At 68.9% G+C, this 20,630-nt stretch carries 18 protein-coding genes; 2 read left to right on the top strand and 16 right to left on the bottom strand.

Annotated features, from left to right (window positions below; genetic code table 11):
- Nucleotides 1-2 precede the first annotated feature (2 nt).
- The 6 genes from AC1DF3_RS24130 to badH all read right to left on the bottom strand — a co-directional run bounded on the left by AC1DF3_RS24130 (nt 3) and on the right by badH (nt 6,364).
- Complete coding sequence (locus tag AC1DF3_RS24130) at nt 3-779, bottom strand: enoyl-CoA hydratase (protein WP_286519209.1); 777 nt, start codon at nt 777-779, stop codon at nt 3-5.
- 12 nt (nt 780-791) lie between these two features.
- Nucleotides 792-1,784: a Bug family tripartite tricarboxylate transporter substrate binding protein gene (locus tag AC1DF3_RS24125; protein WP_478141079.1), complete on the bottom strand. Its 993-nt coding sequence runs from the start codon at nt 1,782-1,784 to the stop codon at nt 792-794.
- 8 nt (nt 1,785-1,792) lie between these two features.
- Nucleotides 1,793-3,436 (bottom strand): cyclohexanecarboxylate-CoA ligase, encoded by a 1,644-nt coding sequence (aliA, locus tag AC1DF3_RS24120; RefSeq protein WP_478141078.1) that lies wholly within the window; start codon nt 3,434-3,436, stop codon nt 1,793-1,795.
- A 165-nt stretch (nt 3,437-3,601) separates the two neighbouring features.
- A complete protein-coding gene (gene aliB / locus AC1DF3_RS24115) occupies nt 3,602-4,753 on the bottom strand; it encodes a cyclohexanecarboxyl-CoA dehydrogenase (protein WP_478141077.1) in 1,152 nt (383 codons plus the stop codon).
- Nucleotides 4,754-4,778: 25 nt separating this feature from the next.
- Entirely contained in the window at nt 4,779-5,561 is a 783-nt protein-coding gene (gene badI / locus AC1DF3_RS24110) for a 2-ketocyclohexanecarboxyl-CoA hydrolase (RefSeq protein ID WP_478141076.1), read from the bottom strand.
- Nucleotides 5,562-5,596: 35 nt separating this feature from the next.
- Nucleotides 5,597-6,364, bottom strand: a complete 768-nt coding sequence (gene badH / locus AC1DF3_RS24105) for a 2-hydroxycyclohexanecarboxyl-CoA dehydrogenase (protein WP_286536045.1) — start codon at nt 6,362-6,364, stop codon at nt 5,597-5,599.
- A 133-nt stretch (nt 6,365-6,497) separates the two neighbouring features.
- Here badH and AC1DF3_RS24100 point away from each other — a divergent pair, with 133 nt between their 5' ends.
- The gene (locus tag AC1DF3_RS24100) at nt 6,498-7,007 is read left to right on the top strand and encodes a MarR family winged helix-turn-helix transcriptional regulator (protein WP_478141075.1); all 510 of its coding nucleotides are present in this window, start codon (nt 6,498-6,500) and stop codon (nt 7,005-7,007) included.
- Here the strand turns inward: AC1DF3_RS24100 and AC1DF3_RS24095 are convergent.
- From AC1DF3_RS24095 to AC1DF3_RS24050, 10 genes are read right to left on the bottom strand one after another with little or no spacing between them, the layout of a single operon-like run.
- The gene (locus AC1DF3_RS24095; RefSeq protein ID WP_478141074.1) at nt 7,004-9,376 is read right to left on the bottom strand and encodes a DNA polymerase II; all 2,373 of its coding nucleotides are present in this window, start codon (nt 9,374-9,376) and stop codon (nt 7,004-7,006) included. The two genes, AC1DF3_RS24100 and AC1DF3_RS24095, sit on opposite strands and share 4 nt — an antisense overlap.
- A gap of 56 nt (nt 9,377-9,432) precedes the next feature.
- Nucleotides 9,433-10,212, bottom strand: a complete 780-nt coding sequence (locus tag AC1DF3_RS24090; RefSeq protein WP_478141073.1) for an enoyl-CoA hydratase-related protein — start codon at nt 10,210-10,212, stop codon at nt 9,433-9,435.
- Nucleotides 10,209-11,309, bottom strand: a complete 1,101-nt coding sequence (locus AC1DF3_RS24085) for an ABC transporter ATP-binding protein (RefSeq protein WP_478141072.1) — start codon at nt 11,307-11,309, stop codon at nt 10,209-10,211. The genes AC1DF3_RS24090 and AC1DF3_RS24085 overlap by 4 nt, the downstream gene beginning before the upstream one ends.
- The gene (locus tag AC1DF3_RS24080; protein ID WP_478141071.1) at nt 11,306-12,328 is read right to left on the bottom strand and encodes an ABC transporter ATP-binding protein; all 1,023 of its coding nucleotides are present in this window, start codon (nt 12,326-12,328) and stop codon (nt 11,306-11,308) included. Before AC1DF3_RS24080 ends, AC1DF3_RS24085 begins: the two co-directional genes overlap by 4 nt.
- On the bottom strand, nt 12,325-13,227 hold the full coding sequence (locus AC1DF3_RS24075) for an ABC transporter permease (RefSeq protein WP_478141070.1): 903 nt from the start codon (nt 13,225-13,227) through the stop codon (nt 12,325-12,327). Before AC1DF3_RS24075 ends, AC1DF3_RS24080 begins: the two co-directional genes overlap by 4 nt.
- Nucleotides 13,224-14,144, bottom strand: coding sequence for an ABC transporter permease (locus AC1DF3_RS24070; protein ID WP_478141069.1), 921 nt, complete (start codon nt 14,142-14,144; stop codon nt 13,224-13,226). Before AC1DF3_RS24070 ends, AC1DF3_RS24075 begins: the two co-directional genes overlap by 4 nt.
- A gap of 12 nt (nt 14,145-14,156) precedes the next feature.
- On the bottom strand, nt 14,157-15,686 hold the full coding sequence (locus tag AC1DF3_RS24065) for an ABC transporter substrate-binding protein (protein WP_478141068.1): 1,530 nt from the start codon (nt 15,684-15,686) through the stop codon (nt 14,157-14,159).
- 43 nt (nt 15,687-15,729) lie between these two features.
- Nucleotides 15,730-16,854: a serine hydrolase domain-containing protein gene (locus tag AC1DF3_RS24060; RefSeq protein ID WP_478141067.1), complete on the bottom strand. Its 1,125-nt coding sequence runs from the start codon at nt 16,852-16,854 to the stop codon at nt 15,730-15,732.
- Complete coding sequence (locus tag AC1DF3_RS24055; protein ID WP_478141066.1) at nt 16,851-18,368, bottom strand: serine hydrolase domain-containing protein; 1,518 nt, start codon at nt 18,366-18,368, stop codon at nt 16,851-16,853. The genes AC1DF3_RS24060 and AC1DF3_RS24055 overlap by 4 nt, the downstream gene beginning before the upstream one ends.
- Nucleotides 18,365-19,606 (bottom strand): CaiB/BaiF CoA transferase family protein, encoded by a 1,242-nt coding sequence (locus tag AC1DF3_RS24050; protein ID WP_286536061.1) that lies wholly within the window; start codon nt 19,604-19,606, stop codon nt 18,365-18,367. The genes AC1DF3_RS24055 and AC1DF3_RS24050 overlap by 4 nt, the downstream gene beginning before the upstream one ends.
- Before the next feature lie 82 nt (nt 19,607-19,688).
- Between AC1DF3_RS24050 and AC1DF3_RS24045 the strand changes: the two genes are divergently transcribed.
- Nucleotides 19,689-20,630 carry a LysR substrate-binding domain-containing protein gene (locus AC1DF3_RS24045; RefSeq protein ID WP_286536062.1) on the top strand — a complete coding sequence of 314 codons (942 nt, stop codon included), beginning with the start codon at nt 19,689-19,691 and terminating at the stop codon, nt 20,628-20,630.

The raw sequence follows: 20,630 nt of genomic DNA, 5'->3' as shown, positions 1-20,630 counted from the left end.
GATCAGCCGTGCCGGAACACCGGCTGGCGCTTCTCGAGAAAGGCGTTCATGCCTTCGTGCGCGTCTTCGCTGGCAAAACGCGCATGGAGCTGCCGGCGCTCGAACAGGATGCCTTCGGTCAACGAAGCCTCCCAGGCCCGGTTCACCGACTCCTTGATCGCCATCAGCGCCGGCAGCGAAAAGCCGGCGATGCGCGCCGCGAGTTCCATCGCCTCGGGCAGCAGGCGCTCGTCGCTCACGACCCGCGAAACCAGCCCGCAGCGGTCGGCTTCGGCGGCATCCAGCGTGCGGGCCGACAGGCACATGTCCATGGCCTTGGCCTTGCCGATGGCGCGCGGCAGCCGCTGGGTGCCGCCCGCGCCGGGCATCATGGCCAGCTTGATCTCGGGCAGCGCGAAGCGCGCCGACTCGGCGGCGATGACGATGTCGCAAGCCAGCGCCAGCTCGCAGCCGCCGCCCATCGCGACACCCGCCACCGCGGCGATCACCGGCTTGCGCACCCGGCGGATGGTTTCCCAGTTGCGCGTGATGAACTCGCCCTGGTGGACGTCCATGTAGCCCCAGTCCGCCATCGCCGCGATGTCGGCGCCGGCCGCGAAAGCCTTCGCGCTGCCGGTGATCACGATGGCGCCGATGTCGGCGTCGGCGTCGAATCCGAGCAGCGCCGCGCCGAGCGCGTCCATCAGTGCGTCGTCGAGCGCATTCATCTGCCGCGGCCGGGCCAGCGTGATGAGGCCGACCCGGCCGTGGGCCTGCGTGAGAATGGGTTGTTCGTGCATGCCGGTTCCGGATCAATCCACCACGATCTTCTGCTGTTTGATCAGCGCCGACAACAAGGCGCCCTCGTCGGCCAGCAGGGTCCGGAAATCGGCGGTCTCCATCGCGACCGGTTCAGCGCCCAAGTCGGCATAGCGCGACTTGACGGCCGGCTGCGCCAGCGCCTTGGCGACTTCGCGATTCATGCGGGCCACGATCTCGAGCGGTGTGCCGGCCGGTGCCCACATGCCGAACCAGATGTCGAGGTCGGCGCCCTTGAATCCCTGCTCGCCCACCGTGGGCACATCAGGGAAAAAGGGCGAGCGCTTGGCGCTGACGATGCCCAGCAGCTTGACCTTGCCGGTGCGGATGTGCGGGAACGCGATCCCCGGGTCGCAGACGAAGTCGGCCTGGCCCGACAGCACGTCCTGCAGCGCCGGGGCCGCACCGCGGTAGGGCACGTGGGCGACGTCGGTGCCGGTGGCCTGCTTGAACAGTTCGCAGGCCAGGTGCGGCGGCGTGCCCGCACCCGCCGAGGCGTAGGACAGCGTGCCCGGCCTGGCCTTGGCCAGAGCGACCAGGTCGCGCGCGTCCTTCGCGGCCATCTGCGGCTTGGCGACCAGGTACATCTGGGTGCGTCCGACGCTGGCCACCGGCGCCAGGTCGCGCGATGGCAGGATGGCCGACTTGAACAGCGAGGGATTGGCCGTTTCAACCGACGTCGGCGCGATCAGGAAGGTGTGTCCGTCCGGCGCGGCGCGGATCACTTCGGCCGCCGAGATGTTGCCGCTCGCGCCCGGCTTGTTGTCGATGATGACCGGCTGCCCCAGCGATTCGGACAGCGACTGCGAGAGGATCCGGGCCATGACGTCGGTGCTGCCGCCGGGCGCGAACCCGACGACGACGCGAACCGGCTTCGCGGGCCAGGCCGAAGCCGTCTGCGCGATCGCGGCGCAGCCGATGCTCGTGAGGGCGGCGACCGTCAGGGCCTGCAGCAGGCGGCGGCGAATGGACGATGAGGTGGACATGTTGTTTCCTAGGCGGTGGTGGTGCGGAGCAGTTCGCGCAGCTTGAACTTCTGGATCTTTCCGGATGGCGTCGACGGCATGGCGTAGCGCACGATCAGGCGCTCGGGGATGTACTGGACGGCCACCTTCTCGCGCCTCAGGAAGTCGACGATCGAAGGCAGGTCCACGCTGTGGCCCGGCCGCGCCACCACCACCGCACAGGCCCGCTCGCCCAGGCGTTCGTCCGGGTAGGCCACGATCGCGGCCATGGCGATGGCGGGGTGCCGGTAGAGCAGCGACTCGATCTCGACCACCGGGATGTTCTCTCCGCCGCGGATGATCACGTCCTTGCTGCGGCCGGTGATGCGGATGTAGCCCTCTGCATCGACGCGGGCGAGGTCGCCGGTATCGAACCAGTCGTCGGCGTCGGTGCCGTTGAGGTGCGGCCGCCGGAGGTAGCCGCCGAAGTTGGAACATGCGCGCACCAGCAACCGGCCGGACTCGCCCGCGGGCAGCGCCTGGCCGGCGTCGTCGGCTACCTTGATCTCCACGCCCGGCAGCGGGTGGCCGTCGGTGTTGAAGGCGCGCTCGTCCTCGTCGTCGAGTTCGATCAGGGTGACGGCGCCGTTCTCGCTCATGCCCCAGGCCGACACGATCTTGGTGCCCAGCACGCCCCGGGCCTGCTCGACCAGCGGGCCGGGAATCGGCGCGCCCGCGCACAGGAAGGTGCGCAAGGTCGGCACCGCCAGCCGGCGCTCCGCGACGGCGCGGGTCAGGTCCGTCAGGAACGGCGTCGAGGCCATGGTGAAGCTGACACGCTCGCTGCGGATCAGCTCGAGCGCCTGGCCCGGCTCCCAGATGTCCTGCAGAACCACGCTCGCCTTGAGCATGATCGGCATCATCAGCCCATACATGAAGCCCGTCTGGTGCGCCATCGGCGAGGCCATCAGCACCACGTCGTCGGCCCCCAGGCGCAGGCGCTGCGCGTACGGAATGATGTTGGCCATCGTGGTGTTCGCCGTGTGCATCACGCCCTTGGGCTCGCCGGTGGTGCCCGAGGTGTAGATCAGCTGGGTCACGTCGTCGGGGCCGGGGCGGCTGCGCGCGAGGATCGCCTGCGCGTCGGCGCTGTCCTCCCAGGCCGGGCCGCCGAGCAGGGCATCGAAGCTGTTGCCGCCGTTGCCGCCGACCACCACGACGTGCGCGAGGTCGGGCAGGTCGCCCCGCAAGCCCTCCACCATCTTTTCGAAATCGAAGCCGCGGAAGACCTGCGGCACGATCAGGACCTTGGCTTCGCCGTGCTTGAGCATGAACGAGAGCTCGCGCTCGCGGAAGATGTGCATCAGCGGATTCATCACGGCGCCGATGCGCGAGCACGCCAGGTAGGTCAGCGTGAACTGCCACCAGTTGGGCAGCTGGCAGGCCACCACGTCGTTGCGGCCCACGCCAAGCCGGGCCAGACCCACCGCGATGCGGTCGGCCATCCGGGCCATCTCGCGGTAGGTGAAGCGGGTGGTGCCGCCCTCTTCCACCCGCAAGGCGGTGAGCGCGGTCTTGTCCGGGCAGGCCGCGACGCAGGCGTCGAGGTCGTCGTTGATGGTGCGGTCGTGCCAGAGGCCTTGGGCCACCATCCGGGCGCGGCGCGGCGCGATGAGTACGGGGTCGAAATCCATGTTGTGTCTCCTTGTTGTTTCTTGATCTGTCCCGCAAGGCTTCTGATCGGTTGAGGACAGAGCAAAAACTGCTGCGCAGTTTCTTGATCTGTCCCGCAAGGCTTCTGATCGGTTGAGGACAGAGCAAAAACTGCTGCGCAGTTTCTTGATCTGTCCCGCAAGGTCTCAGGAAGGCACGGACTCCCGTCCGGCGCGCGTGCGGGCGATGATGGTTTTCATGATCTGGGCCGTGCCGTCGCCGATCTGGAAGCCCAGCACGTCGCGCAGGCGCTGTTCCATCGCGCCGCGGTCGTAGCCGCCATGGCCGAACATCAGCAGGCATTGGTGGATCGCGTCGTAGGCGAGCTTGGGCGCCCACCACTTGCACATCGCGGCTTCGGCGGTGTGCGGTGCGCCCCTGTCTTTCAGCCACAGCGTCTGCAGGCACAGCAGGCGAGCCGCCTCGACCTGGGTGTCGAAATCCGCCAGCGGATGCGATACGCCCTGGAAGGCCGACAACGGCTTGCCGAAGGCTTCGCGCTGCGCGACGTACTCCCAGGTCTCTTCCAGCGCCACGCGGGCGACGGCCAGCACCTGCAGGCCGATCAGCGCACGCGAGAAGTCGAAGCCCTGCATGACCTGCACGAAGCCCTTGTTCTCGTCGCCCAGGCGGTGGCTGGCCGGCACCCGGACGTTCTCGAAGAAGAGCGATCCGCGCCCGATCGCGCGCTGGCCGTGGCAGTCGAAGCGGTTGCGGGTGATGCCCGGCAGGTCCATCGGCACCAACAGCGCCGTGACCCCATGGGCCGCCGATTCGATCGATCCGGTGCGGCCGAACACCACCGCCGCATCGGCCTGGTCGGCGGCGGAGATCGAAGTCTTCTCGCCATTGACGACGTAGTCGTCGCCGACCCGTTCGATGCGCAGGCGCAGGTTGGCGGCATCGGAACCACCGCGCGGCTCGGTGAGAGCGATCGCGAACAGCGCCTCGCCCCGCGTCAGCTTCGCCAGCCAGGGCGCGACGACTTCCGGCCGGCCGTGATGGGCCAGGATCTGCCCGTTGAGCGAGGCCAGCAGGTTGACGTAGCTCAGGCTCAGGTCGGCCCGCGCGATCTCCTCGTGGATCACGCCGGCCGCCAGCGCGCCCAGGCCCTGGCCGCCATGGACCTCGGGCAGCTCGGGCGCGATGAATCCCATCTCGCCCATCTCCCGCATCAGCGCGCGGTCGAGCACGCGTGTCTTGTCGCGCTCCAGAAAGCCCGGCGCGACCCGTCCGCTGGCGAAGCGGCGCGCATGCTCGCCCAGCGCCGCCAGATCCTCGTCGATGTAGGGATTCATGGTGTCTCCTTGGGTGGCGCGGGGCCTACTTGGCGTACTTGCGGAACTCGGGCTTGCGCCGCTCGCCGAGCGCCTTGACGCCTTCGCGCGACTCTTCGGTGTCGTAGTACAGCTTGAGCGCGTACATGCCCAGGCCGGCGATGCCGCTCTGGTGCGCGGTGTCGGCGTTGAAGCTGCGCTTGGCGATGGCGATGGCCGTCGGGCTGCGCTCGCAGATGGTCTCGGCCCACTCCTGCACGGTCTCGTCGAGCTTCTCGGGTGGCACGCAGATGTTGGCCAGGCCCATGGCCACGGCCTCCTGGCCCGAGTAGCGCTTGTTGAGGTACCAGATCTCGCGCGCCTTCTTCTCGCCGACCACGCGTGCGAGGAAGGCGGTGCCATAGCCCGGATCGACCGAACCCATCTTCGGGCCGACCTGGCCGAAGATCGCCTTCTCGGAGCAGATGGTCAGGTCGCAGATGGTGCACAGCACGTTGCCGCCGCCGATGGCGAAGCCCTGCACCCGCGCGATCACCGGCTTGGGCACGTCGCGGATGGCGGTGTGCAGCTCTTCCATCGGCAGGCCGATGGTGCCGCGGCCGTCGTAGTTGCCGTTGTGCGCGGACTGGTCGCCGCCGGTGCAGAAGGCCTTCTCGCCGGCGCCGGTCAGCACGATGGCGCCGACCTCGCGGTCGTAGCCGGCGCGGTTGAGCGCCCGGATGATCTCGTCGCAGGTCTGGCCGCGAAAGGCGTTCATCTTCTCGGGCCGGTTGATCGTGATCCAGGCCACGCCGTTGCGCACTTCGTAGAGGATGTCTTCGAATTCCATGATGTTCTTTCAGTGAGAGGGGTCGGGGAGCGGCATCAGCCGTTCATGGTCAGTCCGCCCGAGACGCTCAGGACCTGGCCCGTGACGTAGGCCGCGTCGTCGCTGGCGAAGAACAGGATGGCGCCCGGCAGGTCGTCCGGCTGGCCGATGCGGCCCAGCGGGATCGAGCGCGTGAAGGCTTCCATCAGCTTCTCGGGATTGCCGGCGCCTTCCTTGTAGTCGGCGAACAGCGCGGTGTCGGTCGGGCCCGGGCACACCACGTTGACCGTGATGCCGTGGCGGGCGTGCTCGCGCGCGATGGTCTTCGAGAACGCCACCAGGCCGCCTTTGCAGGCCGCGTACACCGCTTCGCCCGAGGAGCCGACCCGCGCCGCGTCGGAGGCGATGTTGACGATCCGCCCCGCCTTGCGCGCCGCCATGCCGGGCAGCACCGCGTGGTGCATGTGCAGGGCACCGGTCAGGTTGATGGCGATCAGCTTGTCCCACTGCGCCGGCTCGGTCTTGGTGAAGGGCTTGAACACGTCCCAGCCGGCGTTGTTGACCAGCACGTCGATCGGGCCGAAGCGCTCGAGCGTGGCGGCGACCGCGGCGTCGACGCTCGCGCGGTCGGTGATGTCGCAGCGAAAGGCCTCGGCCTGGCCGCCCTCGGCGCGGATCTGCGCAGCCACCTTTTCGGCGGCCTCCGGGTTCAGGTCGAACACCGCGACGCGTGCGCCCTGGCGGCCAAAGCGGCGGCTGGTCGCGCCGCCGATGCCGCCGCCGCCGCCGGTGATCACGACGGTCTTTTCATTGAATGTCTGCATCTGGGTCTCCATGGGTTGCGAAGCTTGCTATCGTGGGCGCCAATCTCGAGGGGTTTCGCGCCATTACGACAACATGTTTACGTATTATGGGCAGATCGACTCGCCTGTCAAATCGAACTTTCAGAGATGAATCATGGTTATCCCTAATCAATCAGCGGACCCGGCGCGCATGGCGCTGGCGAACCGGGTGTTCTTCCGGCTGTACCAATGTGCAAACATGTTGCATAAAACAGGCACCAAGGCCGTCGAGGCCGAAGGCCTCACGACGCAGCAATGGGCGGTACTGGGTGCGCTGTCGCGGCCCGAGGCCGGCGAGGGGATGAGCGTGGGCGACCTGGCCCGCTACCTCAAGGTGAGCCGGCAGGCGCTGTCGGGACTGCTCAGCCGCATGGAGCGCGACGGCCGCCTGCGGATGGCGCCCGACGGCCGAGACCGCCGGTCGCGGCTGGTCTCCATGACGCCTTCAGGCCTGCAGGTGTGGCAGCAGGAGGCGCTGCCGAAGATCCACGATTACTACGAGCAGGTGATCGGCGACTTCTCGGTCAACGACATCACGCACACGCTGCACTACCTGCTGCGGATCCTCGAGAACATGCAGCGGGTGGATGACCTGCAGGGCGGCGTCGAGCCGGAGGAGGCCTAGAACAGACCTCGCTGCAATGTCGTCAACCCCACGAAGCTCTCCCCCATAGGCTGCAGGATGGCATCGCCGATCGGCTGCAGCTGCTTGCTCAGGTAGTGCTCGTAGTCGATGCGCGAGCGGCGCGCTTCCATGGGCTCCGGCCCGTTCAGGGTCATGACGTATTCGATCCAGCCGCCGTCCTGGTATTGCCTGGGGCGGTCGACCCGATCGTTGTGCTCGTCGGCCATCCGGGCAGCGCGGACCTGCGGCGGCACGTTGACCTGGTAGGCATCGAGGCGATGCCGCAGGCGCTTGCGGTAGACGAGCAGGTCGTCCATCCTGCCCGCCAGCATCGACTGTGCATAGCCGGCCACGAACGCCTGATGGGGCTCGCCGTGGAAGATGCGCGAGAGCAGGCCCTCCTGGAACTGGCGCGCCAGCGGGGTCCAGTCGCTGCGGGCCATCTCGAGGCCGCGGTAGACCATCTCCTCCTTGCCCCCGGCGTCCGCGCTGAGGCCGGCATAGCGCTTCTTGCTGCCCACGTCCGAGCCGCGAATGGTGGGCATGAAGAACTTCTTGTAGTGCGTGTCGAACTCGATCTCGAGGAAGTTCTCCAGACCCTGCTCCTCGCGGAGGGTGCGCGTCCACCAGGCGTTGATGTCTCTCGCCAGGTCGGCCGCGATGGCGTGCGCCTCTTCGTTGGTGCGGGTGCGCCGCAGCCAGATGAAGATGGAGTCGGTGTCGCCGTAGATGGCCTCGTAGCCCCGGCCTTCCACGAATTGGCGCGTGAGCTTCATCATCTCGTGCCCGCGCAAGGTCACGGCGGATACGAGCTTGGGATTGAAGAAGCGGCACTCGGCCGCACCCAGCACCCCGGCGAAGGAATTCATGAGCAGCTTCAGGGCCTGCGACAAGGGCTCGTTCCTGGCCCGCTTGGCCTCGTCCCTGGCGCGCCACAGCGTGGTCACGATCTCCGGCAGGCAATGCTGCTCGCGCGAGAAGACGGTCCCTCCCGGTCCCTGGACGACCCGCGTCGGGTCCGAGGCGTTCGACCCCTCGATGAAGCCCACCGGGTCGACGAGAAAGGTCCGGATGATCGAGGGGTAGAGGCTCTTGTAGTCCAGCACCACGACGGAGTCGTAGAACCCCGGCTTCGAGTCCATCACGTAGCCGCCAGGGAAGGCCTTGCTCGGAATCTCGCCCACGCCCGGCGCCACGTAGCCCAGGCGATGCATGCGCGGCAGATAGTGATGGCTGAACGCGGCGATGGAGCCCCCGAACTTGTCGGCCTGCAGGCCGGTCGTGTGGGCCCGTTCCAGCACAAACTGCAGCAGCTTCGCCTTCTCGAAGATGCGCAGCACCAGTTCGCAGTCGCGGATGTTGTAGGTGGCCAGCGCGGGCTTGTCCTCCTGGTAGCGGCGCTCGATCTCGGCCATCTTGTCGTACGCGTCCCCGATGGCCTTGCCCTCGCCCAGCATCGCTTGCGAGACGGTCTCGAGGCTGAAGGACGGAAAGCTCCACACCGCGGCCTTGAGCGCGTCGATGCCGTCGATGACGATGCGACCGGGTGTCGGCGCGAACAGATAGCCCTGTCGGCCCGGATGGGTGCGCCACTCGAAGGGCCGGCGCTCGCGCCCCAGTAGCAGCTGCGCCCCGCAGTCGTCGGCTGTCTTCTGAAGCACGCGGAGATCGAACTGGATGACGTTCCAGCCGATGATGACGTCGGGGTCGTTCCTCTCGAACCAGTCGTTCAAGCGCTCGATCATGTCCTTGCGGGTCGGGCAATAGACGAGCGAGAAGCCATCGGGCTGCGCCGGCTCGGGCGGCGGCTCGCCCAGCATGAAGACGACCCGGTCTGCGGTTGCGTCCAGCGCGATGGAGTAGAGCGCCTCGTGCCGGCTGGTCTCGATGTCCAGCGACACCACCTTCAGCACCGGCCGGAAGTCGGGCGCCGGCCCGAGTCTGCAGTCGACGATGGTGGCTCCGTCCCTGCGCCCTCCTTCCACCCGCACGCCCGCGGTGATGAATCGCTCCATCAGGTAGCGGTCGTGCGGACGCACATCGGCTTCGAGCAGTGGAATGTTCTGCGCCTGGAGCGCCCGTGCCAGCTGGCCGAGCTGGCGGAAGTGCTTGGCATAGACACCGACGACGGGTCCCTGCCCGAAGGTCTTCAACCCGAGTTCGCGCACCTGCAGGCCCGGCATGGCTGCGAGCTGCGCGTCCAGCGCGGGCCGGTGCCGGCTTTCGACGAATGCGACCGAGGTGCGGGCGGTCAGGACCACTTTCATCGGCCCGGCGTCGGTCGCCAGCCAATACTCGATTTCGGTGCCGGCCGGGGCGTCTCGCCAGCGGCGAGTGAGGATGAAGCCCTTGAGTTCGTTGGATGCCACGAGAGCTTGGAAAATCGGAAAGGCGCCGATTTTCGCCCGGCTGCGGCGGATCTTCTCTAGCGCCCCATGAACCGCGGCTTTCGTTTGGCCAGGAACGCGGCCCAGCCGATGCGGAAGTCCTCGGTGTCGAAGCATGCGTAGCACTCGGCTTCCTCGGCTTCGTCGATCGGCCGCGGGTCCTGCAGGCGACGCGCGAACTTCTTGTGCCAGCGCGCCACCAGCGGCGCGCCCTCTGCAATGCGGCTGGCCGAGGCGCGCGCTGCCATGGCCACGTCCGAGTCCGGCACCACCCGGGTGACCAGCCGCTTCTCGCGCGCCTCGGCCGCGCCGAAGATGCGGCCTTCCAGCAGGATCTCGAGCGCGGCGTCGGCGCCGGCCAGGCGCACCAGCGGCGCCATCTCGGCGTAGGCCTCCACCAGCCCGAGATTGCGCACGGGCACGCCGAAGCGGCTGGCCTCGCCGCAGATGCGGATGTCGCACAGGCTCGCGATCAGCAAGCCGCCGCCGACGCACACGCCGTCGATCTGCGCCACCAGCGGCTGCGGGCAGTTCGACATCGCATCGATCGCCGAGCGAATCACGCGGCCGTAGTCGGCGGCCTGCACGGCATTGCTGCGCTCGTGCTCGAACTCGGCGATGTCGGCACCGGGACAGAAGGCCTTCCCGCCGGCGCCGCGCACGACGATGCAGCGCACGGCGTCGTCGCCCGACAGCGTATGCATCGCCTCCGCCAGGCCGGCCCACATCGCCTTGTTCATCGCGTTGAGCTTGTCGGGCTGGTTCAGGACGACGGTGGCGATGGCGCCGTCGCGCTCGACGAGGATGGCAGGGCTCATGCCATCGACTCCGCCTTGCGCGCCGCATACAGCGCCAGCCGCATCGCGGCGAGGCTGCCCTGCGCCTCGCCAGCCAGCGGCTCCCAGTCGGGCAACTCGTCCTTGCGATGGCAGGCCGCTACCCGTCCGGGCCCGGCCGCCTCCAGGGCGGGCTCCTCCACGAGACAGCGTTCGAGGGCGAACGGGCAGCGCGGATGGAAACGGCATCCCGCCGAGACGCCGGCAGCGCCGGCCGACTCGCCCTCCGGCAGGCGCTGGTGGCGCACGGGCTGGCCGGGCTGTGGGCGCGGGATGGCGTCCAGCAGCATGCGCGTGTAGGGATGCCGCGGATTGGCGAACAACGCGTTCTTGGGCGCGAGTTCGACCAGTTGGCCCAGGTACATGACGGCCACGCGATCCGCCATGTGCTTCACCACGGCCAGGTCGTGCGCAATGAAGAGATAGGTCAGGCGCAGCCGCGCCTGCAGGTCCTTGAGCAGGTTGATGACCTGCGCCTGGATCGACACGTCCAGCGCCGACACCGGCTCGTCGCAGACCACCAGGTCCGGGTGCACCATCAGCGCGCGGGCGATGCCGATGCGCTGCCGCTGGCCGCCCGAGAATGCGTGGGTGTGGCGTTCGGCGTAGTGGGCGCCCAGGCCCACCAGCGCCAGCATCTCGTCGACCCGGACCCGGCGTTCGGCGGCGTTGCCAATGCCATGCACGATCAACGGCTCTTCCAGCGTCTGCCGCACGGTCAGTCGCGGGTCGAGCGACGCGAACGGATCCTGGAACACCATCTGCATGCGCTGGCGCAGGGGCCGCAGCGATCGCTGCGACGCGGCGGTGATGTCCTTGCCTTCGAACAGCACCCTCCCCGCGGACGGCTCGATCAGGCGCAGCACCAGGCGCGCGGTCGTGGATTTGCCCGATCCGCTCTCGCCCACCAGCGCCAGCGTCTCGCCAGCCATCACCGTGAAGCTGACACCGTCCACCGCCCGCACCGGCGCGCGCGCCGCGCCGAACTGGCCACGGGCCGCAAACTGCTTGCTCAGGCCCTCGACGGCGAGCAGCGGCGTGCCGCCCTCGCCCGGCGCCGGCACCGACCCGGCGCTCATGCCGCCTCCTCGGTCGTGCGCTGCATGCTGAATCGCTCCACCGGCGCATGGATGCAGGCTGCGCCATGCCGCGGCCCGAAGGCGAGCAGCGGCGGGTCCTGGAGCGTGCAGGCGTGCGTGGCGAAAACGCAGCGCGGGTGGAAGCGGCAGCCTGTCGGCGCCCGTCCCGGCGGCGGCAGGCTGCCTTCGATGACCAGCAGCCGGTCGCGCTCCTCCTCGATGCGAGGCATGCTGCCCAGCAGTCCCAGCGTGTAGGGATGCTGCGGGTCGTTGAAGATATCGGCAACCGGCGCCCGCTCCACCACCCGGCCGGCATACATCACCGCCACCTCGTCGGCCATCCCCGCCACGACCCCGAGGTCGTGCGTGATCAGGACGATGGCCATGCCGGTGTCGCGCTGGATATCCCGCAGCAAGTCCAGCACCTGCGCCTGCACGGTCACGTCCAGCGCCGTGGTCGGCTCGTCGGCGATCAGGAGGTCGGGCGAGCAGGCGAGCGCCATCGCGATCATCACGCGCTGGCGCATGCCGCCCGAGAGCTGATGCGGATAGGCGTCGAAGCGCTGCGCCGGCGCCGCGATGCGCACGCGCTCGAGCGCGGCGATCGCGCGCGATCGCAGTTCCCTGTAGGGCGTGCGGGGATCGTGCACCCGCATCGCCTCGACGATCTGGAAGCCCACCGTGTAGACCGGGTTCAGACTGGTCATCGGTTCCTGGAACACCATGGCGATGCGTTTGCCGCGCAGCGTCCGCAGGCGCTCGGCCGGAAGCCCCGCCAGGTCCTCGCCGTCGAACACGATGCGGCCCGAGGCAATGCGGCCCGGCGCCGGCACGAGGCCCATGACCGACAGCGACAGCATCGACTTGCCGCAGCCGCTCTCGCCCACGATGCCCAGGGTCCGGCCCCGCTGCACCGCGATGTCGACGCCGTCGACCGCGGCCACTTCGCCGTCGTCGGTCGCAAACACCGTGCGCAGGCCTCCGATGGCCAGCAGCGGCGCGGCAAGTGGTGAATTCATGAGCGCCCTCGCGATTTCGGGTCCAGCACGACCTGCAGGCCGTCCTGGAACAGGTTGAGGCCGAACACCAGCAACAGGATCGCCACCCCCGGGAACAGCGCCAGGTGCGGCGCGATCAGCAGCGTGGTCCGGCTGCTGGCCAGCATCGCCCCCCACTCGGGCAGCGGCGCCTGGGCGCCGAGGCCGAGGAAGCTGAGGCTCGCGCAGGTGAGGATGTTGATGCCCACCCGCAGCGTCGCCAGCGCCATCAGGGTGGCGGCGATGTTGGGGAACACGTGGCGCGCCAGCAGACGGAAGTTGCTCATGCCCATGGCGCGGCAGGCCTCGATGTAGGGTTCTTCCTTCACGGCCAGCGTCTGGCCGCGGGCGAAGCGGGCGAAGATCGGCACCGTGTAGATCGCCACCGCCAGGATCGCGTTGGTCAGGCTGGGGCCGAGGATGCTGATGATCACGATGGCCAGCAGCACGCCCGGAAACGCCATCAGGATGTCGACCAGCCGCATGATCGTGGCGTCCACCCGCTTGCCCGCATAGCCGGACAGCAGGCCGACCGGAACACCGATGGCCGCGGCGATCACCACCGACAGCACGCCTTCCACCAGCGAAATGCGGGCGCCGTAGAGGATGCGCGTGAAGATGTCGCGGCCCAGTTCGTCGGTGCCGAACCAATGTGCGGCCGAGGGGGTCGCCATGACGTTGGCAAGGTCGTTGTCGTACGGGCTCCAGGGCGCGAGCACCGGTGCCAGCAACCCGGCCAGCACGAACACCGAGAACAGCAGCAGTCCGGGCAGCGCCATGCGGGAGCGCCGGAACAGCCGCCAATGCGCGCGCCAGCCGTCACGGCGGGACGACGGGCTTTCGGCAGCCACGGAGGCCGAAGGTGCGGGCAGGCTGCTCATTGCGCCGAGATCCTCGGGTCGAGCACGGCGTACAGCAGGTCGGTGGCGATGTTCACCGCGATGAAGGTGACCGCCACCACCAGCACCGAGGCCTGGACCACCGGAAAGTCGCGCGCCAGGATCGACTGCACCAGCAGCCGGCCCAACCCCGGCCAGGCGAACACCGTCTCGGTGACCACCGCCGAGCCGAGCAGGTAGCCCAGTTGCAGGCCGGCGATGGTGACCACCGGGATCAGGGCGTTCCGCACGCCGTGGCGCCAGATCACCAGGTGCTCGCGCAGGCCCTTGGCGCGCGCGGTCCGCACGTACTGCTTGTCCAGCACTTCGACCAGGCTGCTGCGCATGATGCGGCAGATGACGGCGACGCTGGCGGCGGACAGCGTGATGGCCGGCAGGATGATGGCCTGCCAGGAGTCGAAGCCGCTCATCGGCAGCATCCCGTTCCAGACGGCGAAGACCAGGATCAGCAGCAGGCCGAGCGAGAAGGCCGGCGTGGAGATCGCCAGGATGGAGAACACCAGCGCCAGGTTGTCGATCCACGAGAAGCGCTTCACCGCTGCCAGGATGCCCGCCAGGCCGCCGACGACGGCGGCGATGAGCAGCGCCACCGTCCCCAGCAGCAGCGTGTTGCCGTAGCGCGCCAGGATCTCCTCGCTCACCGGGCGGCCGGTCCGGAAGGAGTTGCCGAAGTCGCCGGTGAGCGCCCGGCCCGCGAAGTGCAGGTACTGCTCCAGCAGGGGCCGATCGAGGCCGAGCGCGTGGCGCACGTTCTCCACGTCCTCGCGGGTGGCCATCTGGCCGGCCACCAGTTCGGCCGGGTCGCCCGGGATCAGGTGGACCATCAGGAAGACGGCGACCGACACGCCGACCAGCACCGGCACGGCCTGCAGCAGGCGGTGGATCAGGAAGCGCAGCACCTCAGCCGGCCCTCACGCCTTCCAGGCCTTGCTGAAGTCGACGAACTCGTTGACGTACACCTTGACGTCCTGGACGTTGGAGCGCGTCGCCCACACCTGGTCCTCGTAGTAGAGGGCGATGATCGGCTCCTCGTCGTACACCTTCTTCTGCAGCTCGGCGAGCACGCGCTGGCGCTCCTTCGGTTCGATCGCGACGCGCTGCTGCTGGATCAGCTTGTCCACTTCCGGATTCTTGAAGCCGAAGTAGTTCATCTTTCCCGTGCTGTGCATCAGCAGCTCCTGGGTGAAGTCCATGTCGCCCGTCGGGCTGCCCTTGCCGCTCATGAACATCGGCACCTTGCCCTTGTTCAGCGCCGCCAGATAGGCACCGAACTCCGGCGACTGGATGTTCGCCTTGATGCCGACCGCGGCCAACTGGCCCTGGATCGCCTCGCCCACCTGCCGGTCCATGTTGTAACGGCCCGTGGTGACCATGAAGTCGGTGCTGAAGCCATTCGCGAAACCGGCGTCGGCCAGCAGCTTCTTGGCCTTGGCGGGGTCGTACGGATACGGCTGCAGTTCCTTGGCGGTGCCGTCGATCACCGACGACTCCAGCGACCCGCCCAGCGTGCCGATGCCGCTCAGCACGCCCTGCACCAGCGCCTGCTTGTTGATGGCATGGCCGACCGCCTGCCGCACGCGCAGATCGTTGAACGGCGCGACCGCCAGGTTCATGCCCAGATAGATCGTCCGGTAGCCGGGCTTGCGGATCACGCGCACCGCTTCCAGCGAGGACAGCTTCTTGACCATCACGTAGGGCAGCTCGGAGATGGCGTCGGCCTGGCCGCTCAGCAGCATCAGCGTGCGCGCCGAGTCTTCGGGCACCACGGTGAACACCACCGAATCGAGCAAGGGCTTGTCGCCCCAGTACTTGTCGTTGCGCACCACCACCAGCTTCTCGCCGGGCTGCCAGCTTTGCAGCTTGAAGGGACCGGTTCCGGAGGCGGTCTTGCTGAAGTTGGCGCCCTGCTTCTGCACGTGGGTGGGGCTCAGGATGTAGACGTTGTAGGCGCTCAGCTGCGCCAGCAGCGGCGCGAACGGCTCCTTGGTGGTAAGCCGGAACGTGAGGTCGTCGACCACTTCGGTGGACTCGACCATGGCCAGCGTGCTGCGGCGCGGCGAGCCCGTGGCGGGGTTCAGGATGCGGTCGTAGGTGAACTTCACGGCCTGGGCATTGCAGGGCGAACCGTCGTGGAAGCTCACGCCGGGCCGGAGCTTGAAGGTCCAGCTGCGCTTGTCCGGCGACACCGTCCATGACAGCGCCAGGCCGGGGCCGACCTTGCCGTTCTCGTCCTGTCTCAACAGCGCCTCGTACATCGTGCCGACGGCACGGAAGGTGGTCACGTCGGTGATGAATTGCGGATCGAGCGTCTGGGTGGCGGACCCTGCCGCATAGGTGAGCGTGCCGCCGCTGCGCGGCTTGGGCTGGGCGAGCACCGGGCCTCCCAGCGCCGCTGCCGCGCCTGCCAGCGCCATCCGATGGAAATCTCTTCTGCGGGTCATGGTGGGTCTCCGTTCGTATTGCGTGTTGCGGGCTCCGGCGCGCTCAGCCGCAGGCCGCGGCGATGCGCCCGAGCAGCGCGTCGCAATGGGGTTTGTCGACCCAGCGCATCACGGCGACGAGGTCGAGCGAGGGGGCGCTCCATACGATGTGCTGGCCGCCGCCCAGGGCGAACACGCCGTCCGCGGGCGCCGACGGAAAGAGCTGGCCGCCGGTGTTGAGCCACCACATGAAGCCGTACTGCGGGTTGGCCGCTGATGGCCGCGCGAGCTCGTCCAGATAGCGGCGCGAGATCAGCTGGCGCCCTTCCCACTGGCCGCCGCGCTGCAGCAGCAGGCCGACGCGCGCATGGTCCAGGGCCGAGATGAACAGGCCGCCGCCCCAGTGCCCGCCGCCGGAGACCGATTCCACCGAGCGGCCGTCGAGACACAGCCGCGCATTGTCGTAGCCTCGCCATTCCCAGCCGGACGAGGCGCCGATCGGGTCCATCACCCGTTCGCGCAGCACGTCGTGCAGCGAGCGGCGGAACAGCTGCGTCAGGCACAGTGCAAGCCGGTTCACACGCACGTCGTTGTATTCCCAGCGCGTGCCGGGCGGCTCGAGTTCGCGCAGCGTGCCCTTGTCGCTGTTGTCGGCGGCGTGCGAGCCCGCCTGGCGGTTGTGGTCCACGCTGTCGGGCTTGCCCCAGACGCTGCCCTGCCATTCGCTGGTCTGCTGCAGCAGGTGGCGCCAGCTGACCGCCCGGTTGTGCGCGCTCGCGAAGCCGTCGTCCAGCGCGTAGTCGGCCACGCGATCGTCGAGCGAGCGGATCAGCCCGTCGTCGCAGGCGATGCCCGCCATCAGGCCGATGTAGCTCTTGGCCGCCGAGTACGTGGTATCGGCGCGCGCGATATCGCCCCATCTGGCCACGATGCGGCCGCCGCGGACCACCACCCCGGCCGGGCCTCCACGTGGGCGCACGATACCGATCGGCTGGTCGTGCGGCGGCTTGTCGCCGACGTAGGCGGTGCCGATGTAGCGGCCGTCCTCCAGGAACAGGCTGTAGGGCCAGGTGGAGTCGTGCGCCTGCGCGAAGTCGACCGCTGCGTCGAGCGCCGCGGCCGACATGCCGGTCGCCTCGGGCTGTACGGCATTCCAGTCCCCGCGTGGCGGGAAATGCGCGTTCGTCAAGACGCCCTCCGGCTGTCGTGCGCGAGTGCCTTGGTCACCCCCTGCAGCATCTCGTTGACCTTGTCTTTTGCCTGCTCCCAGCCGCGGGTGTGGCCCATGCGGACTATCACGAGGTCCAGCGACGGCACGACGAACACGTACTGGCCGCCGCCGCCGGCGAAGTAGTAGGTGTCTGCGGGCAGCGCGATCTCCTTCATGCTGTTCAGCCAGATCTGCGCGCCGTACTCGCGGTTCTGCCAGCCGGGGGCCGGCGCGGTCGCGAACTCGACCCAGCCTTCAGGCAGCACACGCTGGCCGTCCCACAAGCCGTCGCGCAGGTACAGCAGCCCCAGCCGCGCCCAGTCGCGGGCCGTGCCGTAGTCGAAGCCGCTGATGATGAAGTGGCCCCAGCGGTCGGTCTCCAGCACGAAGCCCTGCATGCCGATGCGGTCGAACAGTTCGGTCTGCGGCCAGCTGAGCGGATCGGCCCCGAGCCGCAGCACCGTGTCGCGGAAGATCTTCGCCAGGCTGAGCGGATCGCAGTTGCGGTAGCGGCCGACGGTGGCGGGCGCGAACTCCGGTGGCCGCTCGGTGGCCCATTCGGCGACATCGAGCGACTCGGCGTAGGGCAGGAAATGTTCCGGCAAGCCGTAGCGCCAGGTGTCGCGCGTGTCGTCCTGCCCCGTGCAGCGCAGGCCGCTGGCCATGTTCAGCAGGTGGCGCAGCGTGATCTCCCGGCGGGGGTCGCCCGCTGTGTCCCAGGCGGCGATCGGCGCCCGCGCGTCGAGCTGCAGGTGGCCCTGTCCGATCAGCATGCCGATCAGGGTGCCCATGGTGCTCTTGCCCATCGACCAGCTTTCAAGCGGACTGTCCGGGCCGACGCCGGCGCGGTAGCGCTCACCGACGATCTGGCCGCGATGCACGACGAGCACCGCGGCATGGTACGCATCGGGGTCGGCGAAGGCAGCGTCGAGCGTCTTCGCGATCGCGCTGCGGGTGGCTTGCACGGCCGGGTCGGTGGCAGCGGCCTCGCCGCCCGGCCAGCCGGCACTCGAGGCCGGCCCGCGCCGGACCTCGCGCGGCTCGAAGTGAAGCCGCAGTTCGCCGTCGCGCGGCAGGATGATGCTGCCCTGTCCGCCCGTGAAGACGGCCGAGCGCGTGACGCTGCGCAGGGCGGCGAGGCGCCTGCCTTCGGCCGCCCAGTCGGCCTCGAAGCCCGGATGCGCCGCGCGGTGCCCCGCGATCAGGTCGTCCACCGTGGCGGGGTCGAGTTCGATGGACACATCGACCCGGGTGCGCTCGCGATCGACCTGCCAGCGGGCGTGCTTCTGCAGCACTTCGGGCAGCAGCTGCGCCTTCAGCGACCACAGGCAGCTGTGGCCGATGGCCTCCTCCGGCGTGCGCCCGGACACGAACACCGCCGAACAGAGGGTCTTGGCGACCGTCGCCAGCATCATCTCGATGGGGACAACCGCATCGTGCAGCAAGGGAAGGGTTTTTTCTTCGGGCTGGGTCATCGTCTTGCCTGGTGTCATGGGCCGGCCGCGCCGGATTGCAATATGCATCGTTGTTCTAACAGTGCCCGGATCTCCGCGGCAGAGAAGCCGAACTCCTCCAGCACGCGACCGGAGTGCTCACCGAGCCGCGGCGCGGCAGTCGTGGCCGGCGCGTTGCGGCCGCTGAAGTGAAGCGGAAGGCCGATCATCGGTCGTTGTCCGCCGTCGGCTGTCTGCGCGTCCACCACCATGTCCATGGCGCGCGCCTGCGGGTGGGACAGCGCTTCGCCGACCGTCTGGACCGGGCCGACGGGCACCCCGGCGGCGCTGAGCAGCGCTTCCCAGTGCGCCCGGCTGTGGCCGGCCAGCGCCGCGTTCAGGCACTCGGTAAGCGCCTCGCGGTTCTGGAGGCGGGCGCGCGCGGTGCTGAAGCGCGGGTCGTCGCACCACTCCGGGTGGCCCACCACGTCGGTGATGCGAGCCCAGTTGGTGTCGTTGGCGCCGCCGATCGCGATCTCGCCGTCGGCGCAGCCGAAGGTCTGGTAGGGCGCCGCCACCGGATGGGCCGTGCCCAGTCGCTGCGGCAGCGGCTCGCCCGAGAAGAACAGGGCGGCATACCAGTACAGCTGCTGCATGGAGGCTTGCAGCAGCGAGGTTTCCACGTGCTGGCCGATCCCGGTGCGCAGCACGTGCACGTAGGCGCCCAGCACGCCCATCGCGCCCAGGATGCCGGCATTGACGTCGGCGATGGACACACCGGGCTTCACGCCGGGGCGCCCGGGCTCGCCGGTCACGCTGATGAGGCCGCAGAAGGCCTGCAGGATCAGGTCGAAGCCGCCTCGCTCGGCCAGCGGTCCCCGGCTGCCGTAGCCGGTGATGCTGCAGTAGATCAGCCGGGGATTGATGGCGTGCAGTTCGGCGACGCCCAGCCCCAGCGATTCCATGGTGCCGGGGCGGAAGTTCTCCGTGAGCACGTCGGCCTGCGCGACCATGCGTCGCAGCGATTCGCGCCCCTGGGGCGTCTTCAGGTTGATCGCGATCGAGCGCTTGCCGCGGTTCAGGACCTCGAACGAGGCCGGCATGTCGGCCGCGCCCTTGCTGTTGAAGCTGCGCGCGTCGTCGCCGCCAGGGAACTTCTCCACCTTGATCACGTCGGCGCCCAGGTCCGCAAGCATCAGGCCCGCCACCGGACCCGCCATGATCTGCGCGAGTTCGAGTACCCGCATGCCTTTCAGGGGCTGCCAGCCCGGGCTCGTCTCCGCATCCGTGTCTTTCATCGCACTGCATGCTAGTGAGCGAGCCGGCCAGGGGGAAATACGGGTTCAAGCTAGGGCTATCGCGAATTACGATAGCGCTCCCATGGATGCGCGCCGCCTGAAGAATTTCCTCTCTGTCATCGAGGTCGGCAGCATCGCGCGTGCAGCCGAGATCCTGCACGTCGCGCAGCCTGCGCTCAGCGTGCAGATGCGGCAGCTGGAAGACCTGGCGGGCTGCCAGTTGCTGGCCCGCAGTTCGCGCGGCGTGGTGCCGACCGCGATCGGCCTGGAGTTCGGCCGCCGCGCCCGCGAAACGCTCAAGATGCTCGAGGGCCTGCGCGGCATCGGCCAGGAGCAGGCCGCGATGCCGTCCGGCCGCGTCGTGATCGGCACTGCCGCCAGTGCCGCGACCATGATCGCCGTGCCGCTCCTGAACCAGATCCGTGAGCGCTACCCGGCCATCACCCTCGAACTGCTGGAGCCGCCGGGGGCAGACATCGGCGCCATGCTCCTGCGCGGGCGCATCGACGTCGCGGTGCTGCTCGGCGACTACTCGGCGGCCGGCATGCAGCTGGTGCAGGTGCTGCAGGAAGACCTGTTCGTGGTGGGCCTGCCGGGCGCTTCCGGCGACGTCGACCTCGAACGGATGGACGGTGCGCGGCTGATCATGCCGGCCCGGCCCAACAGCCTGCGCACCTTGTTCGACCGCGCCTGTGCCAACCGCGGCGTGGTACCGCAGGTGGTCACGGAGGTGTCCTCGCCCTACACCATGGTGCATCTGATGCGCGCCGGGCTGGGCGCCACGATCCTGCCGCTGTCCATGCTGGGGGGCTCGCGACCTCAGGAACTGCCGGTGGGGCGGCTGGTCAACCCGACGCTGACCCGTCCGATCACGGTGGCCACCGCCGTCGACGCGCCTCAATCTCCGCAGTTGCTGGCGACCAAGAACCTGCTGCTGGCCACGCTGGTCCAGCAGGCGGACAGCGGACACTGGGAGGGCGTTCGGCCCTGGCCGGCCAGCGGGCTGGGCGCGCTCGCCGCCTGA

It is taken from the genome of Variovorax sp. 10N432, from assembly GCF_056394465.1.
The sequence above is the reverse complement of the archived record's forward strand: the minus strand, read 5'-3'. Positions and strand labels throughout refer to the sequence as shown.